Origin of the sequence: Amycolatopsis sp. cmx-11-51 (assembly GCF_047608665.1) — a bacterium.
In the GTDB taxonomy this organism is placed as follows: Bacteria; Actinomycetota; Actinomycetes; order Mycobacteriales; family Pseudonocardiaceae; genus Amycolatopsis.
Genome location: NZ_JADNQO010000010.1, coordinates 197,945 through 214,486, shown reverse-complemented (window position 1 = coordinate 214,486; position 16,542 = coordinate 197,945). Strand labels below are relative to the sequence as shown.

Below are 16,542 nucleotides of genomic sequence, written 5' to 3'. Positions count from 1 at the left end.
GTTACCTGGCAGCCGGGAGCCGGCTGACGATTCCGTCGAGATGGGCCAGGCTCCTGGCCACGTCCCGCTTCGGCAGACACTCCGGGCTCCGCTCACCCAGCGCGGTGTCCTGTTCCAGCACGTACCACCCGTCGTAGCCCGCCTCGTGGACGAACCTGACCATCGACTCGATGTCGACGTCCCCGTCGCCGAGCGGGACGTACAAACCTTTGCCTACCGCTTCGGCGTAGGGAAGCCTGCCGGCACGGACGTCTTCGGCGATTTCGCCGCGTACGTCCTTGAGGTGCAGGTGGCCGATCCGTTCGGGGTAGCGCTTGGCCAGCGCGACCGGATCGGTGCCGCCGATCAGTAGATGCCCGGTGTCCAGACAGAGCGGGAGATCGGAATCGGCGAGGACACGCTCGACCTCTTCCTCCGTTTCCGCATGCGTCCCGACATGCGGGTGCAGTACGGTGCGAAGACCGTGCCGGGAGGCGATTTCCCTGATCTCACCAGAGGTTTCGATCAGCGTCGCCCATTTGGCGTCGCTCAGCTCGGGCCGGTCGTCGTAGCCGTCGAGCCCGGTCGCGGCGGCCAGCACGAGCATTTCGCCGCCGCACGCGGCGAACAACGCCGCGGATTCCTCCGCTTCGGCGAGCGCGGCCTTCTGGTTCTCGTGCAGCACGACCGCGAGGAAGCCGCCGACCAGATCGAGTCCGTACCCGCCGAGCAGTTCACGCAGCGCGGCCGGTTCGCGCGGCAGGTAACCGGGAGGGCCGAGTTCGGTCGCGCGCACCCCCAGCTCCGCCATTTCGCCCAGTACGGTCGCCGCGTCGAGCACCTGGCCCCAGCCGGGGACTTCGCACACGCCCCAAGAGATCGGGGCGGCGGCGATTCGGATCCGGGATGTCATCGGCGGCCTCCGGGAGGGATCGGGTTGGAGCGCTCTATTGATTAGAGCGCTCTAATCTTGTAGCGTTCGTCACAGCAAAGTCAAGGGCAGGGGGAGGCTCGGAAAAATGACACGACCGACGATGGAGGACGTCGCCGCGAAGGCGGGGGTGTCCCGCGCGCTCGTGTCCTTGGTGATGCGGAACGCGCCGAACGTGTCCGACGAGCGCCGGACTCGGGTGCTGTGCGCGGCGCACGAACTGGGCTACGAGCCGCACGCGATGGCCAGGTCGCTGGCCAGCCGGACGTCGACCGTCCTCGGCGTGATGGTCTCCGATCTCCGCAACGCGTTCTTCGCCGACGTCGTCGAAGGTCTCGACGCGGCGGCCGAAGCGGCCGGATTCCACTTGATCCTCAACACCGGCGGCCGCAGTCCCGCGCGCGAACGGGCGGCCCTGCGGAGTCTGCTGTCCTTCCGGCCCGCCGGGGTGATCCTGCTGTCGCCGGTGGTGCCGGCGTCGGCGATCGAGGAGGCGGCCACGCGATGTCCCGTCGTCCTGGTGTCGCGCACCTCGCGTGCGCCTGGGGTGGACACGGTGAACGACGACGGCGAGGCGGGGGCCGCGCTCGCCGTCGAGCACTTGGTCTCCTTGGGGCACAGGCGGATCGCTCATCTCGACGGTGGGCTCGCGGCCGGTGCGGCCGCCCGGCGCCGTGGCTATCAGCAGGCCATGCGGCGTCACCGCCTGCACCCGATCATCGTGCGCAGCGAACACACCGACACCGCCGGGGAGAAGGCCGTCCACGAGCTGCTCGGTGACCACGCGAGGGCGAACCTTCCGACGGCTTTGCTGGCGGGCAACGACTTCAACGCCGTCGGCGCGATCTCCGCGCTGGAGGAGGCAGGCCTGCGGGTTCCCGAGGACGTTTCCGTGGTCGGCTACGACAACACGTCGCTGGCCGCGCTGCGCCACCTCTCACTGACCACTGTGGACCAGCCGCGTACGGAAATGGGACGGCTGGCCGTCGAAGCACTGCTCGAACGGGTCCGGGGCGAACGCGCCGAACCGGTCCGGCATCTGCTGCACCCGTCGCTGGTGGTCCGTTCGACCACCACCGAGCTCGAGAAAGGGTTACCACGATGAGGTTGGGACTCGCCGGCACCGGCCGGATCGGCACTTCGCACGCCAAGACCTTGAAGAGCTTCGACGAGGTTTCGTCCGTGGTCGTCGCCGACGTGGACGCCGGACGCGCCCAGGCGGCCGCGGCCGAACTCGGCGTCGAAGCGGCGGCGGACATTTCCGCGCTCTTCGCCTCCTCTTTGGACGGCCTGGTGATCACGGCGGCGACGGGCGCGCATCCGGAACTGATCCTCAGGGCCGTCGACACGGGCGTCCCGGTGTTCTGCGAGAAGCCGGTCGCCGCCGACATCCCCGGCACACTCGCGGTGATCGACAAGATCGCCGGATCGGACGTGCCGGTGCAGATCGGTTTCCAGCGCAGGTTCGACGCGGGCTACGCGGCCGCCCAGTCCGCCGTGGCGTCGGGTGAACTGGGCTGGCTGCACACCTTGCGCGCGACCACGCTGGACCCGGCCCCGCCTCCGCCGGAGTACGTCGCGCACTCCGGCGGCCTGTTCCGCGACTGCGGGGTGCACGACTTCGACGTCGTCCGGTTCGTCAGTGGCCGCGAGGTCGTCGAGGTCTACGCCGTCGGAGCGAACAAGGGGGAACAGTTCTTCGTCGACGCCGGTGACATCGACACCGCCGCCGCGACGCTGACGCTGGACGACGGGACACTGGCCGTGGTCTCCCTGACCAGGTACAACGGCGCGGGCTACGACGTCCGGCTGGAAGTGCTCGGCTCGACCGGGAACGCCGTGGTGGGCCTGGACGATCGGGCGCCGCTGACCTCGGTGGAACCCGGCGTCCAGCCGTTGCCCGGCCCGGCCTATCCCGGGTTCATGGAACGTTTCCGGCCCGCGTACATCAGCGAACTGAAGGCGTTCCTCGATGTCGCGGCCGGCCGCGCTGCGAGCCCCTGTGGTGCGGCGGACGCGCTTGAGGCGTTCTACATCGCCGAGGCGTGCGAAGTCTCCCGACGCGAACGCCGCCCGGTCCAGGTGGACGAGGTACGGGTCTGAAGCAACCTGGTCTCGTGAGTTCTGACCGCCCTCACCACTCACGACCCTTGTGCCGGGCTGGCCGTTTCGCGTGATTGGTTGGACGACACGTGTGCGGCCGGGCTACGCGGCGAGTCGTCCCTCTAAACACGCGTGTTGTCCATCCAATCACGCGTGTCGTCCCGCTGGTCACGCGACATCGCCCCCAACGCCCCGCAGCAGGTACCCAAGACACCCTCAGCCCTAACTGTCCTTACCATTCACGACCGCGGATCGCCGTGCCATCGGCGTGCTTCTGCCGAGTACATGAAGGGGGCTTCACACGCATCCAGTGACTGCCGGCGCGTCGGCGATCTCCGAGTCCGTGAAGGACTCCTTCGCTACCTTCGGAGTAGGCAAGGAGGTCTTCACACGGACCGGACCGCGATGCCCCGGGGCCGCCGCGCCGCGAAGGCAAGTTGCTGCCACCCCCCACCACCATGGGCGCCCTTTCGCTACGGTGATCGCGGACCATGACGGGCGGCACGTTTCGTGTCGCCGAACGCGCGAGGAGTGCGGATGCAGCCGAATCCACCGCAGCCCGGGTTTCCTCTGCCGAAGCCCAGGGCGAGGGCGAACGCCGCGGCGGCGGTGATCGCCGGTGCCCTGGCGTTGCTCACCGTCGTCATGCTCGTCTGGTTCGTGCTCTACAACGTCGTCCACGCCAACGGGCCGACCGGTCATTGGTCCGGTGTGGAGGTGCAGAACGTCGTCTTCGGCGTCATCAGCGCCGGAGCGCTGGTGGTCGCGGCGGGATTCACGTTCGCCCGCAGGATTTCCGGCGCCTGGACACTGTGCGGGCTTTGCGCGCTTTTCGCGGTGGCGATGATTTTCGCGACACCGCTGCTGCGGGGCACACCCCTCGACGCTCAGCTCAAGTGGATCTTCGGCTTCGACAAGGGTAACGGTGTCGCCATCGCGCTGGCGGTCATCTTCGCCGTCCTGACGGCGAGTATGGCGGCGATCGCCGGCAGCGTGAGGTCGTACGGGAAGGCGCGCGGCTAAAGCTTGCCCAGGATCAGCTCCGCGCGTTCTTCGACGAGCCGGTAGCCGGAGCGCGTAGCGAGTTCCAGCGCCAGCTCGCCGTGTGTCCTGGCTTCGTCGAGTTTTTCCAGTTCCAGCAGGGTTTCCGCGAGCCCGGTCCGCGCGACGGCCTCGCACCAGAAGAAGCTGGTCGTCCGCGCGATGGACAACGCGAGCCGGTGGTGTTCGGCGGCTTCCTCGGGCAGGCCGAGCCGCAGGCAGACCTCGCCGAGTCCGACGAGTGTCCAGGCCTCGGTGCCCCGGTCACCGATCTTGCGGGTGAGTTCGACGGCTTCGAGCGCGTCCGCGCGGTTCTGCTCACTCGGGTCATGCCTGCTTTCGAGCAGGGCCCTGCCGGACAGGGCCGTGGCCTCGCCGTAGGTGTAGCCGAGTTCGCGGTTGGCCGCGAGCGCGCGGGTGTAGAAGTCGTAGGCCTCATCGAGCAGCCCGAGATCGCGGTGCACGTTGCCGAGGTCGACCAGCAGCACCGCGACGCTGAACCGGGCGCCGTCCCGTTCGGCGACGGCGAGCGCGCGGGTGAAGTTGGCGAGTGCCTCGTCGAGCTGACCCGTCTGCCAGTACGGGAAACCGAGGTTCGCCAACGCCATCGAGATGGCGGGCATGTTCAGTTCTTCGCACAATCGCAGGGATTCCAGCCCGCAGCGGATCGCCTCTTGCGGGTCGCCGAGGCGCTGGTGCACCGCGCTCAGGTTGTTGAGCACGGCGGCACGGCCGGCGTCCCAGCGGTCGAGGAGGTCTCCCCGCAAGGCGCTGGTGAGGTGTTCGCGCGCTTCGTCGTAGCGGCCGCTGTTGACGCAGGCGAGCGCGATGCTCAGATGCATCGCCGCTTGTGCTTGTCCGGCGCCGCCGCGGCGGGCGGCCTTGAGCGCGGTCGACGCGGTGTCGATCCACTCCGCGTGGTGGCCGCGCTGGTGGAAGAAGGCGCGGAGCGCGTCGGCGAGGTGCCAGGAGAACTCGGGCGGGCCGTGTTCGGCACCGTGCTCGACCGCGGCGGCGAGGTTCGGCCACTCGGCGTCCAGCCAGGTCAGCGCCTCTTCGGTGTCGGCGAAGGGTTTGTCTTCCGGTTCTTCGCGGGGAAGGCGCAAGAAATGCGGGATGAGGACGCGGCCTGCCGCGTCGGCGGTGGTCAGGTAGTGCTCGAAGAGCCGCCTCTCCGCGGTGTCGCGTTCGGACTTCGTGTCCTCCGACAGTGTGCGGCCCGCCGCGAAACTGCGGAGTAGATCGTGGAACCGGTAGCGCCCCGGGGTGTAGCGCTCCACCAGGTGGGCCGCCGCGAGCGCCTTGAGCAGCTGGTTGCCCCGCGTCGCACCGGTCAGTGCCTGGGCGGCGGAGGCGGTGAACGTCTGGCCCGGGACCAGAGCGAGCCTTCGGAACAGCAGGCGGTGTTCCTCGGGAAGTGCCCGGTAGGAGACGCCGAACGCCGTGGTCACGGCACTTTCCTCGGCGCCGTCGACGGTGAGTTCCGCCAGCGGGTCGCCACCGGCCAGCTCGCGGGCGAGTTCGGCGATCTCGGGTTCGCCGCTGGCACCGAGGTTGGCCGCCGCGATCCGGAGGGCGAGCGGGAGATGTCCGCACAGCCGGGCCAGCTCCGCCGCCGCGCCCGCCTCGGCGGCGACGGTTTCGCTGCCGAGCACGGCTTCCAGCAGGTGCCGCGCGTCTTCGGCCGGAAGGACGGACAGTGGGAGCGCGCGGGCGCCGGTGCGGGCGATGAGATCGCCGAGCCGCTGGCGGCTGGTGACCAGGGCGGTGCCGGACGGCGGCAGCAGCGGCATCACCTGGGCGGTGTCGCGCACGTTGTCGAGGACCAGGAGGACCCGCTTGTCGGCGAGGAGGGAACGGAGGAGTGCCGCGCGGGTGTCGGTGTCCGGTGGGATGGCCTTGGGCGCGGTGCCGAGCGCCTGGAGGAGCTGGGTGAGCGCGACCGCCGGGGTGAGCGGTTCGTGGTCGGGGTCGAAGCCGCGCAGATCGAGGTAGAGCTGGCCGTCGGGGAACGCGTCGCGGACGCGGTGGGCCCAGCGGACCGCGAGCGCGGTCTTGCCGACGCCGGCGGTCCCGCTGATCACCCAGATGTCGGTGCCCTCGGCCGCGTGACGGGTCGCCTCGTCGAGCCGCTCCAACTCGGCCGCTCGCCCGGCGAACCCCCGGACGTCGTGCGGCAGCTGCGCCGGGCGGACCGGCTCGGGTTTGACCGACGCCGGCGCGGGCTCCAGGGCGGGGTCGGCGGCGAGGATGGCGGTTTCGAGTTTGCGCAGCTCGGGTGAGGGATCGAGGCCGAGTTCGGTGCCCAGCCTGTCGCGCAGGGAGCGGAAAGCCTCGAGAGCGTCGTCGGTGCGGCCTTCGCGGTGCAGCGCGACCATGAGCTGCCCGACGAACCGCTGCCGCAGGGGATGCGCGGCGACCAGTTCGGTCAGCTCCGCGATGACCTGACGGCCGCGGCCGAGCCGCAACTGTGCCTCGGCGCGATCCTCCAGCGCCGTCCAGCGTTCCTCGTTCATGCCGCCGCGGAGACGCTGGGCGACTTCGCCGCGCACGACGTCGGACAGCGCCTCGCCGCGCCACAATCCGAGCGCCTCGTCCAGGAGTTCCACCGCGGTTTCGTCGTCGGCACTGCGAGCTCGCGCTGTGAGTTCGGTGAAGCGGTGCAAGTCGACCTGGCGCGGCTCGACCTTGAGCAGGTAGCGGGTCCCCTCGGAGACGATCTCCGGCCCGCCCGCGCCGCGGAACACCGCCCGCAGCCGGGACACCAGCGCTTGAACGGTGTTCCGGGCACTCGCGGGCGGCGCTTCCGGCCAGAGCAGGTCGATGATCCGGTCACGCGGCACCGGCTTGCCCGCTTCCAGCAGGAGAACCGCCAGCACGAGCCGTTGTTTGGGCGAGCCGAGATCGACCGGACCGCCGTCGGCCCACGCCTCGACGGCGCCGAGGACGCGGAACTCCACCCGGCCACCTCCGCCTACGTCGTCAGAGCCTGCAAGCGTAGTGCAAGCGCCCTGCATCCGGACGCCGTGATCCTTATGGGGTGTCCACCGAGGACCCGTCGCCGGAACCGTGCCCAACCAACAAGACGGGCAGGACCCCCCATTCGGTTCCGGTACGACGGTGGGCACCTTCACCTTGCACAGGCACCGCCTTCTGACGGCGGTGGGGGTTGGGGGTAGTGCCAGCTCGACGTCTTCCCCCGCGTCGTCGGACTGGCGCTTCTTCTTGACTGGGACTGGGGTTCTTCTCTTCGCCGTCTCAAGGCGACGTCCTGGGGCGGGCCGGATGCAGCTCGCCCACGCCAGGACTTTCCGCAACTAGAGGACTACTTGCGATGGGTCAAGCTCACTCGCACCACCTTCCGGCTTGACAAGCAGGCACGTCGTCCTACACCCTTTCACTACTTAATTAGTGAAAGGGTGTTGCGAGTGGTCACCTTCCATCTGGACAAGGGCTCGGGCGTCGCGACGTACGTCCAGCTCGTCCAGCAGGTCAAAACCGCCCTCCGGCTGGGTTTGCTGGAGCCGGGGGACCGGTTGCCGACGGCGAAGGAGGTGGTCGCCGAGCTGGCGATCAACCCCAACACCGTCCTCAAGGCCTATCGCGAGCTGGAGCGCGAAGGCCTTGTCGAAGGGAAGCCGGGCCTCGGCACCTTCGTGCAGAAGACGCTCGGAGGCGCTTCGTTCGCGGAGCACACGCGGTTGCGGAAGACCCTGGGGGTCTGGGTCCGCGACGCACGGGAATCGGGACTGGATCAGGAAGACGTCGAGGCGTTGTTCACCTCGGTGGTGGTCGATGGCTTTCGAGGGGAGCGGACGGCATGACCGATAGACCCGTCATCGAGGCGACAGGGCTCGGCAAGAGCTACCGCCGCAAGTGGGCACTGCGCGACTGCTCACTGTCCGTCCCGAAAGGACGCGTCGTCGCGCTGGTCGGGCCGAACGGCGCCGGCAAGACGACCTTCCTGCACCTGGCCGTCGGGCTGCTCGACGCGACCCTCGGCTCGGTCTCGATCCAGGGAACCACCGCGTTCCTGGCGCAGGACAAACCGTTGTACCCCGGCTTCAGTATCGCCGAGATGCTCAAGTTCGGCAGGCGCCTCAATCCCGGCTGGGACGACGAGTTCGCGCTCAACCGCATCGATTCGCTGCGGCTTCCCTTGAAGTACAAGATCGGCAAGCTGTCCGGGGGACAGCGCGCGCAGGTCGCGCTCACCCTCGCGCTCGCGAAACGCCCGGACCTCCTGGTCCTCGACGAGCCGCTCGCGAACCTCGACCCGCTGGCCCGCCACGAAGTCATGCGCGGGCTGATGGAAGCGGTCGCCGAGACCGGGATGACCGTCCTGCTCTCCTCCCACGTCGTCTCCGATCTGGAGAACACCTGCGACTGGCTGATCGTCCTCAACGGAGGCCGTGTCCAGGTCAGCGGCGACATCGACGAACTCGTCGCCGGGCACCGGATCCTTTCCGGACCCGCGGAGGAGGCCGACGCACTGGCCAAGCGCGTCGCGGTCGTGGACGAAGCCCGGGCCGGAAGGCAGGCGACCGTCTTCGCCCGTACCGAACCGATTCCGCTGGGTCCACAGTGGACAGAGCGGCCGGCGAACCTGGAGGAGCTGGTGCTCGCTTACCTGCGGCGGCCCGAGTCCGCGAGCCTGCCGCGTCCGACACTGGCTTCGGCGTAAGGGGGAACGATGTTCTGGCTCACCTACCGCCAGCACCGCATGCAGCTGCTGATCACGGCGGCACTGCTCATCGCTGTCGGAATCCTGTTGTTTGTCAACGGAAACGCCGCGTCGACGAGCACCGACCCGGCGAAGCTCTTCGAGAGTCTGTACACCTACCTCTCCTGGTTGCAGGTCCTCCCGGTGGCGATCGGCGTCTTCTGGGGCGCGCCGCTGGTCGCGGCCGAGTACGAACGGGGCACCACGAGACTCGCTTGGACCCAGTCGATCTCGCGCTTCCGGTGGCTCGGCGTGAAACTGGGGTTCCTCGCCGTCCTCGCCACGCTCGGCGGTCTCGCGTTCGGCACGATGATGCAGCGCTGGGTGGAGGTCTTCCCGACCGATCGCGGCGACACCGCGTTCATTAGTCGCTTCGACAACCCCGTCCTGTTCGCGATGACCGGTGTCGCGCCCGGCGTGTGGTGGCTCTTCGGGTTCGTGCTCGGCACGGCCGCGGGTGCGCTCATCCGCAAGACCCTCCCGGCCATCGCCGTCACCATCGCGGTGATCGTCGGTCTGATGATCGGTGTGTCCAACTTCCGCGACCTCTACGCCGAACCGGAAGTCGTCGCCTTGGACTTCGGTCGTGACGGCCCGGGAGGCCGGGTGCTGGCCGAGGTCCGGGACGCCACCGGCGAGGTCACCGCGCTCAAGATCCTGCCGTCGGACTGGTATTGGCGCTTCCAATGGACCGAGGCGGCGATCCTGGGCGGCGTCACGCTGCTGTTAGCCGTCGTCGCGGCCTTCGCCGTCCGACGCCGCTCCTAGAAAGGGATTCGTTCTTGCTCTGGCTCACCTGGCGGCAGCACCGCGCGCAGCTGCTGGTCACTTTGGGATTCCTTGCCGTGCTCGGCGGCGTCTTACTCTTGTCCGGGCAGTTCGCCACGGACGCCGCGAACGGCGAGACCTCTTTGTACTGTCACGGAGGCGGCACCCCGTGCCGTGAGTACGACGCGGGACTGGAGGACCTCTACCAGAAGATCTACTTGCTGATCGCGATGGTGCCGTTCGTTCCCTTGCTGGCCGGCGTCTTCTGGGGCGCGCGCTGCTCGCCAGGGAGTACGAGCGCAACACCCATCAGCTCGCGTGGACGCAGTCGGTCGGCCGCGGGCACTGGCTGGCCGTCAAGTTCGGCGTCCTCGCCGGATGCGCGATGCTGGCAGGACTCGCGTCGGGGCAGATATTCGGCAGGTGGCTGGAAATGTTCCCCGGCAAGGCGGAGACCTTCGCCGAGACGTCCTACTTCGGCGCGGTCGGGATCGCGCCCGCCGCTTGGTGGCTGTTCGCCTTCACCCTCGGGACGGCGGCCGGGGTGCTGGTGCGCAAGACCCTGCCCGCCATCGCGATCACGGTCGCGGTGTTCGTCGCGGCTTCGATCGTCTTGCTCGTCCTGAGGCCGCATTACGCCGAGCCGGTGCGCACGACCGGCCCGGATCCGGCCGCGAAGGGGGCTCTGATCGTCAACATGGGCAGGGTCGCGCCGGACGGCCGCGAAATGAGTTCGCTGGACGAGGTCCCCGGCTGCCCACTGGGGCTGGGGAAGAGCGTGTGCGCTCTGGCGGCGGGCTATCAGGACTTCACCGTCTACCAGCCCGTCGGCCGGTTCTGGCGCTTCCAATGGACCGAGGCGGGCATCCTGCTCGCCGCTACCGCGGTACTCGGGGGTGTCGCGGTAGGGGGAACGGTCCGCCGCCGTCGCTGAGACGACGGCGGACCGAAACCTCAGTCCAGCTGCAGTTCGGGCTGGTACAGGTCGAACCAGTGGTAGAGGTCCAGCGCCCGGTCGATCCCGGTGCGCTGGGCCGAGGACATCGTGACCGGGTCCACTTCGGACACCCGGTGCAGCCAGTCACGGTCCACCAGTGAGAACACCGGGTTGTCCCGTTCGGTCAGGGCTTCCTTGGCCTGCTGTTGCAACGCCGCCGCGTAGCCGGGGTCCTGAGTGGACGGATACGGGCTCTTGACCCGGTCACGCACCGAAGCGGGCAGCACGTGCTTCGTGGCGTGCCGCAGCAGGCTCTTTTCCCTGCCGTCGAACGTCTTCAGCGACCACGGCGTGTTGTAGACGTACTCGACGAGACGGTGGTCGCAGAACGGCACCCGCACCTCGAGTCCGACGGCCATCGACGCCCGGTCCTTGCGGTCCAGCAGCATCCGCACGAAGCGGCCTAGGTGGAGGTTGCAGACCGTCCGCATCTTCCGTTCCTGCTCGTTTTCGCCGTCGAGGTACTCGACCTGGGCGACGGCGGTGCTGTACTGGTCGGCGATGTAGCCGGGCAGATCCAGCTTGTTTCGGACGTCCTGGCGCAGCAGGGCGCCCCGTTCACTCGTCAGCCCCATGCGGAACGCGAGCCAGGGGAACGTCCCCGAGTTCACCGCGCCTTCGTCGTGGAACCAGCGGTATCCACCGAACACCTCGTCGGCCGACTCGCCGGACAGCGCGACCGTGGATTCCGCGCGGATCGCCTTGAACAGCAGGTACAGCGAGGTGTCCATGTCGCCGAGCCCGGCGGGGATGTCCCGCGCGGTCAGCACCTTGCGGCGCACCTCCGGGTCGCTGAGCTCGGCCGGGTTGAGCATGACGTCCTTGTGGTCGGAACCGACCAGGTCCGCGACGTCGCGGATGAAGGGCGAGTCCGGGGTGTCCCGCACCTCGTCCGGCGTGAAGTGCTCTTCCTGGCCGAGGAAATCGACCGAGAACGTGCGCAGCCGCTCGCCCTGCTCGGCCAGCCGCGCCGCGGCGAGACCCGTGACGGCGCTGGAATCGAGCCCGCCGGACAGGAGGACGCAGCGGGGCACGTCGGCGATCAGCTGACGGTGCACGATGTCGGTCATCAGCTCGCGGACCCGCTCGACCGTGGTCTCCTGGTCGTCCGTGTGCTGCTTCGCTTCCAGCTTCCAGTACGTCCGCGTGCGGATCCCGGAGCGGTCGACGGTGACGATCGTGCCCGGCCCGACCTCGTGCATGCCCTTCCACAGTGACCAGCCCGGAGTCTTGGTCATCGACATCAGCTCGCGCAGACCGTCGGAGTCGACCACCTTGCGCGCCAAGGGGTTGGCGAGGATCGCCTTCGGCTCGGAACCGAACAGGACGCCGTCGGAGGTCGGGTAGTAGTAGAACGGTTTGATGCCCATGCGGTCGCGGATCATCACGAGCTTCTCGCCACGCTCGTCCCAGATCGCGAAGGCGTACATCCCGTTGAGGTGATCGACGACCTCGTCGCCCCACTCCAGGTAGCCGTGGAGCACGACCTCGGTGTCGCTGTCGGTCTCGAATTTGTGGCCCCGCTGGAAAAGTTCTTCACGCAGCTCGGTGAAGTTGTACGCCTCACCGCTGTAGACCATGGCCGCCAGCCCGGCTTCGGCCATCGGCTGCCCGCCGCCCGGCAAATCGATGATCGCGAGACGGCGGTGGCCCAGCGCCACGTCCGGCCGGATCCAGGTGCCCGAGTCGTCAGGACCGCGGCACGCCATGGTCTCGGTCATCGCGTCGACGATTTCCCCGCGCTGCGTCAGATCCGTATCGAAGGAGACCCAGCCTGCGATTCCGCACATCGCTACCTCCCGTTGATTAGTTAGCGCATACAACTATCTGTAACACTGGTGTAACACGATTTGGATGGCTTGTCTGCCCGAATTGCACGCTCCGTCCCCGCTGCGTGACTGTCTGTGGGACAAGTCACCGGGCATCAAGAAGTCGTAAAGGCACCCGATCGGGGCATCAAGAGGCCGTCAGGCCGAGTTCGCGGACGGCTCCACGCGGCGCACTGTTGCGGAGTCCTGGTCACCGATGGGGTGACCTGTCCTGAGAGGTGCCTAGTGGCCGACTTGCTCTACGCCGTGCTCCTGATCGGCGTATTCGTGGTTCTCGCCCTGACCCTTCGTGGTCTGGAGAAGCTGTGACCGGCACGGGAGCCGTGGCCAACGTCGTCGGCGGACTGCTGGCGCTGGGGCTGATCGTCTATTTGTTCATCGCACTGGTCAGGCCGGAGAAATTCTGATGTCAGACACGATGGCCGGCCTCTTGCAGGCCGGCCTCCTTCTCGTCGCGCTCGCGGTGGTCTACCGGCCACTCGGCGACTACATGGCGCGCGTCTTCTCTGTCTCCTCTACGGAGAAGCACACCAAGGCCGAACGCGGCCTGTACCGCCTGTTCCGGGTGAACCCCGGATCGGAACAGCACTGGAAGACCTACGCGTCCGCCGTGATCGGCTTCTCGTTCGTCTCCGTCGTCCTTCTGTACCTGCTTCAGCGGCTCCAGGCGATCCTGCCGTGGAGCCTCGGCAAGGAACCGGTCTCGCCGGCGGTCGCCTTCAACACCGCCGTCAGCTTCGTGACCAACACGAACTGGCAGTCCTACAGCCCCGAAGCGACCATGGGTCACTTCGTGCAGATGGCCGGCCTGACCGTGCAGAACTTCCTGTCCGCGGCCGTGGGTCTTTCGGTCGCCGTCGCGGTGGTCCGCGGGTTCGTCCGCGCGAAGACCGACCGTCTCGGCAACTTCTGGGTGGACCTGACCCGTGGCACGGTCCGGATCCTGCTGCCGATCGCGTTCGTGGCCGCGATCGCACTGATCGCGCTCGGCGTCGTCCAGAGCCTCAAGAGCGGCGTCGACGTCCTCAATCCCGACGGTAGCACCGGAAAGATCGCGCTGGCACCCGCCGCGAGTCAGGAAGCCATCAAGGAACTCGGCACCAACGGCGGTGGCATCTTCAACGCCAACTCCGCCCATCCGTTCGAGAACCCCAACGCGTGGACCAATCTGATCGAGATCTTCCTGATCCTGGTCATCCCGGTCTCGCTCACGCGGACCTTCGGCAAGCTCGTCGGCAACACGCGGCAGGGCTATGTCCTGCTTTCGGTGATGGCCGGGCTGTTCACCACGATGCTCACCGTGACCTGGCTGTCCGAAGCCCACGCGAGCGGTCCGGCGTCGCTGGCCGCCGGGGCGAACCTGGAGGGCAAGGAACAGCGCTTCGGCATCGGCCTGAGTTCGCTGTTCGCCAACGCCACCACCGGCACGTCGACCGGCGCGGTCAACGGCGCGCACGACAGCTACAGCGGGCTCGGCGGCGGTGGCGCGCTGCTCAACATGCTGCTGGGCGAGATCTCGCCGGGCGGGGTGGGCACCGGTCTCTACGGCATCCTGGTGATGGCCGTGATCGCGATGTTCCTCGCCGGGCTGATGGTCGGCCGGACACCCGAATACCTGGGGAAGAAACTCGGCAAACGCGAGGTCACCTGCGCGGCGATCTCAATGCTCGCGATGCCGACAGTGGTGCTGCTCGGGTCCGGCATCGCGCTCATGTTGGCCGACACCCCGGCCGCGATGACCAACTCGGGTGCGCACGGCCTCTCCGAGGTCCTCTACGCCTACGCGTCGGCGGGCAACAACAACGGCAGCGCGTTCGGCGGCCTGACGGTGACCAGCGACTGGTTCCAGTCCTCGTTGTCGGTGGCGATGCTGCTCGGCCGGTTCATCCCGATCATCGCCGTCCTGTGCCTGGCCGGATCCCTTGCGTCGCAACGGAAGGTTCCGGAGACCGCCGGCACGCTGCCCACCACCGGACCGCTCTTCGCCGCGATGCTCGCCGGCACGATCGTGCTCGTCGCGGCCCTCACCTTCATCCCGGCGCTTGCGCTCGGGCCCATCGCAGAGGCACTCGCATGACCATGACTCAGGAACGTACTCCCGAGGAGACTTCCCAGCATCACGTCGAGAACACCGGCCGTGTCGGTGCCGGGATCTTCAGCCCGCGTCAGCTGCTGACGTCGCTGCCGGAGGCGCTGCGGAAGCTGAACCCCAAGCACCAGCTGGCCAACCCGGTCATGTTCGTGGTGTGGGTGGGCTCGGCGCTGACGACGGTGTTCGCCGTCACCGACCCGAGCGTGTTCACCATCCTCATCGCGATCTGGCTGTGGTTCACCGTCCTGTTCGCGAACCTCGCCGAGGCCGTCGCGGAAGGCCGGGGCAAGGCGCAGGCGGAAACCCTGCGCCGCAGCAAAAAGGAGACCATCGCCCGCCGTCTCACCGAGGACGGCGACGAGGAGAACGTGCCGGGTGTCGACCTGCGTGTCGGCGACCTCGTGGTGGTCGAGGCCGGACAGGTCATCCCTGGTGACGGCGACGTCGTCGAGGGCATCGCCACCGTCGACGAATCGGCCATCACCGGTGAGTCGGCCCCGGTCATCCGCGAATCGGGCGGTGACCGGTGCGCGGTCACCGGCGGGACCACGGTGCTTTCGGACCGGGTCGTCGTGAAGATCACCACCAAACCCGGCGAGTCCTTTGTGGACCGCATGATCGCCTTGGTGGAAGGCGCTTCCCGGCAGAAGACGCCGAACGAGATCGCGCTGACCATCCTGCTCTCGACGCTGACGATCATCTTCCTGCTCGCCGTCGTGGCGCTGCAGCCGATGGCCGGCTACTCCGGCAGCCAGCAGTCCGTGATCGTGCTGACCGCGTTGGTGGTCTGCCTGATCCCGACGACGATCGGCGCGTTGCTGTCCGCGATCGGTATCGCCGGGATGGACCGGCTGGTGCAGCGCAACGTGCTCGCGACGAGCGGCCGCGCGGTGGAGGCCGCCGGCGACGTCTCGACCTTGCTGCTGGACAAGACGGGCACGATCACCTTCGGCAACCGCAAGGCCACCGAGCTGATCCCGGTCGGAACATCCACTGTGGACGACATCGCCAAGGCGGCGAGGCTTTCCAGCCTCGCCGACGGCACACCGGAAGGCCGCAGCATCGTCGAGCTCGCCGTCCGTGAGCACGGCCTCGCGGAGACGGCGTCCGACGACGAAAAGCTCGCGAACTTCGTCGAGTTCACCGCGCAGACGCGGATGAGCGGCATCGACATCGGTGAACGCCAGGTCCGTAAAGGCGCGGCCGGGTCGGTGCGGACGTGGGTCCGCGAACGCGGCGGCGACATGCCGGACGAGACCGAACGCGTCGTCGACGAGATCAGCCGGGAGGGCGGGACCCCGCTGGTGGTCGCGGAGTACGACGGCGCGAAAGCGTTCGTACGTGGTGTGATCCGGCTGTCCGATGTGGTCAAACCCGGGATGAAGGAGCGGTTCGTCCAGCTCCGTGCGATGGGTATCAAGACCGTCATGATCACCGGGGACAACCCGTTGACGGCCAAGGCGATCGCGCGGGACGCGGGTGTCGACGACTACCTCGCCGAGGCCAAGCCCGAAGACAAGATGGCGCTGATCAAGAAGGAGCAGGAAGGCGGGCGGCTGGTCGCGATGACCGGTGACGGCACCAACGACGCCCCCGCGCTGGCGCAGTCCGACGTCGGTGTCGCGATGAACACCGGGACCTCCGCCGCCAAGGAGGCGGGGAACATGGTGGACCTCGACTCCGACCCGACGAAGCTGATCGAGATCGTGGAGATCGGCAAGCAGCTGCTGATCACCCGCGGCGCGCTGACCACGTTCAGCGTCGCCAACGACCTCGCGAAGTACTTCGCGATCCTGCCCGCGATGTTCACCGGTATCTTCGCCCAGCTCGGCGCGCTCAACATCATGCAACTGGCGACGCCGAAGTCGGCGATCCTGTCGGCGGTCATCTTCAACGCCCTGATCATCGTCGGGCTGATCCCGCTCGCCCTGCGCGGCGTCCGGTACAAGCCGTCCTCGGCTTCGGCGCTGCTGCGCCGGAACTTGCTGGTCTACGGCCTCGGTGGCATCGTCAGCCCCTTCCTCGGGATCTGGCTGATCGACCTGCTCGTCCGTCTCATCCCTGGAATCGGGTAATCCC

General features: G+C 68.1%; 13 protein-coding genes. 10 read left to right on the top strand and 3 right to left on the bottom strand.

Going from position 1 to position 16,542, the window contains the following annotated elements; all coding sequences use genetic code 11:
• Position 1 precedes the first annotated feature (1 nt).
• Positions 2–892: a sugar phosphate isomerase/epimerase family protein gene (locus ACM6LU_RS28765; protein WP_414940903.1), complete on the bottom strand. Its 891-nt coding sequence runs from the start codon at positions 890–892 to the stop codon at positions 2–4.
• A 106-nt stretch (positions 893–998) separates the two neighbouring features.
• Between ACM6LU_RS28765 and ACM6LU_RS28760 the strand changes: the two genes are divergently transcribed.
• From ACM6LU_RS28760 to ACM6LU_RS28750, 3 genes are all read left to right on the top strand, one after another.
• Positions 999–2,015 carry a LacI family DNA-binding transcriptional regulator gene (locus tag ACM6LU_RS28760; RefSeq protein ID WP_414940902.1) on the top strand — a complete coding sequence of 339 codons (1,017 nt, stop codon included), beginning with the start codon at positions 999–1,001 and terminating at the stop codon, positions 2,013–2,015.
• Positions 2,012–3,013 carry a Gfo/Idh/MocA family oxidoreductase gene (locus tag ACM6LU_RS28755; RefSeq protein WP_414940901.1) on the top strand — a complete coding sequence of 334 codons (1,002 nt, stop codon included), beginning with the start codon at positions 2,012–2,014 and terminating at the stop codon, positions 3,011–3,013. The genes ACM6LU_RS28760 and ACM6LU_RS28755 overlap by 4 nt, the downstream gene beginning before the upstream one ends.
• Positions 3,014–3,550: 537 nt before the next feature.
• A complete protein-coding gene (locus ACM6LU_RS28750; protein ID WP_414940900.1) occupies positions 3,551–4,036 on the top strand; it encodes a hypothetical protein in 486 nt (161 codons plus the stop codon).
• Here ACM6LU_RS28750 and ACM6LU_RS28745 read toward each other — a convergent pair.
• Positions 4,033–7,014 (bottom strand): BTAD domain-containing putative transcriptional regulator, encoded by a 2,982-nt coding sequence (locus ACM6LU_RS28745; RefSeq protein WP_414940899.1) that lies wholly within the window; start codon positions 7,012–7,014, stop codon positions 4,033–4,035. The genes ACM6LU_RS28750 and ACM6LU_RS28745 overlap by 4 nt on opposite strands.
• A gap of 468 nt (positions 7,015–7,482) precedes the next feature.
• Between ACM6LU_RS28745 and ACM6LU_RS28740 the strand changes: the two genes are divergently transcribed.
• The 4 genes from ACM6LU_RS28740 (at position 7,483) to ACM6LU_RS28725 (ending at position 10,479) form a co-directional block, all read left to right on the top strand.
• Entirely contained in the window at positions 7,483–7,878 is a 396-nt protein-coding gene (locus ACM6LU_RS28740; RefSeq protein ID WP_414940898.1) for a GntR family transcriptional regulator, read from the top strand.
• Entirely contained in the window at positions 7,875–8,738 is an 864-nt protein-coding gene (locus tag ACM6LU_RS28735; protein ID WP_414940897.1) for an ABC transporter ATP-binding protein, read from the top strand. The genes ACM6LU_RS28740 and ACM6LU_RS28735 overlap by 4 nt, the downstream gene beginning before the upstream one ends.
• Before the next feature lie 9 nt (positions 8,739–8,747).
• Positions 8,748–9,545: an ABC transporter permease gene (locus ACM6LU_RS28730; RefSeq protein ID WP_414940896.1), complete on the top strand. Its 798-nt coding sequence runs from the start codon at positions 8,748–8,750 to the stop codon at positions 9,543–9,545.
• Positions 9,546–9,930: 385 nt separating this feature from the next.
• The gene (locus ACM6LU_RS28725) at positions 9,931–10,479 is read left to right on the top strand and encodes a hypothetical protein (RefSeq protein WP_414940895.1); all 549 of its coding nucleotides are present in this window, start codon (positions 9,931–9,933) and stop codon (positions 10,477–10,479) included.
• Positions 10,480–10,499: 20 nt separating this feature from the next.
• On the opposite strand, the gene asnB is transcribed toward ACM6LU_RS28725, so the two are convergent.
• Positions 10,500–12,332 (bottom strand): asparagine synthase (glutamine-hydrolyzing), encoded by a 1,833-nt coding sequence (asnB, locus tag ACM6LU_RS28720; RefSeq protein WP_414940894.1) that lies wholly within the window; start codon positions 12,330–12,332, stop codon positions 10,500–10,502.
• Between the two features lie 344 nt (positions 12,333–12,676).
• Here asnB and kdpF point away from each other — a divergent pair, with 344 nt between their 5' ends.
• The 3 genes from kdpF to kdpB are packed head-to-tail and all read left to right on the top strand — an operon-like array spanning position 12,677 to position 16,538.
• Positions 12,677–12,778 (top strand): K(+)-transporting ATPase subunit F, encoded by a 102-nt coding sequence (kdpF, locus tag ACM6LU_RS28715; RefSeq protein ID WP_007031325.1) that lies wholly within the window; start codon positions 12,677–12,679, stop codon positions 12,776–12,778.
• Entirely contained in the window at positions 12,778–14,448 is a 1,671-nt protein-coding gene (gene kdpA, locus ACM6LU_RS28710) for a potassium-transporting ATPase subunit KdpA (protein WP_414940893.1), read from the top strand. The genes kdpF and kdpA overlap by 1 nt, the downstream gene beginning before the upstream one ends.
• Positions 14,445–16,538: a potassium-transporting ATPase subunit KdpB gene (kdpB, locus tag ACM6LU_RS28705; RefSeq protein WP_414940892.1), complete on the top strand. Its 2,094-nt coding sequence runs from the start codon at positions 14,445–14,447 to the stop codon at positions 16,536–16,538. The genes kdpA and kdpB overlap by 4 nt, the downstream gene beginning before the upstream one ends.
• Positions 16,539–16,542: the final 4 nt, after the last annotated feature.

What these genes read in the sequence shown, in the direction of transcription:
- ACM6LU_RS28725 (WP_414940895.1), top strand. Translation starts at nt 9,931, where the DNA reads ATGCTGGCAGGACTCGCGTCGGGGCAGATATTCGGCAGGTGGCTGGAA.
- ACM6LU_RS28730 (WP_414940896.1), top strand. Translation starts at nt 8,748, where the DNA reads ATGTTCTGGCTCACCTACCGCCAGCACCGCATGCAGCTGCTGATCACG.
- asnB (WP_414940894.1), bottom strand. Translation starts at nt 12,332, where the DNA reads ATGTGCGGAATCGCAGGCTGGGTCTCCTTCGATACGGATCTGACGCAG.
- ACM6LU_RS28760 (WP_414940902.1), top strand. Translation starts at nt 999, where the DNA reads ATGACACGACCGACGATGGAGGACGTCGCCGCGAAGGCGGGGGTGTCC.
- ACM6LU_RS28755 (WP_414940901.1), top strand. Translation starts at nt 2,012, where the DNA reads ATGAGGTTGGGACTCGCCGGCACCGGCCGGATCGGCACTTCGCACGCC.
- ACM6LU_RS28735 (WP_414940897.1), top strand. Translation starts at nt 7,875, where the DNA reads ATGACCGATAGACCCGTCATCGAGGCGACAGGGCTCGGCAAGAGCTAC.
- kdpA (WP_414940893.1), top strand. Translation starts at nt 12,778, where the DNA reads ATGTCAGACACGATGGCCGGCCTCTTGCAGGCCGGCCTCCTTCTCGTC.
- ACM6LU_RS28765 (WP_414940903.1), bottom strand. Translation starts at nt 892, where the DNA reads ATGACATCCCGGATCCGAATCGCCGCCGCCCCGATCTCTTGGGGCGTG.
- kdpB (WP_414940892.1), top strand. Translation starts at nt 14,445, where the DNA reads ATGACCATGACTCAGGAACGTACTCCCGAGGAGACTTCCCAGCATCAC.
- ACM6LU_RS28750 (WP_414940900.1), top strand. Translation starts at nt 3,551, where the DNA reads ATGCAGCCGAATCCACCGCAGCCCGGGTTTCCTCTGCCGAAGCCCAGG.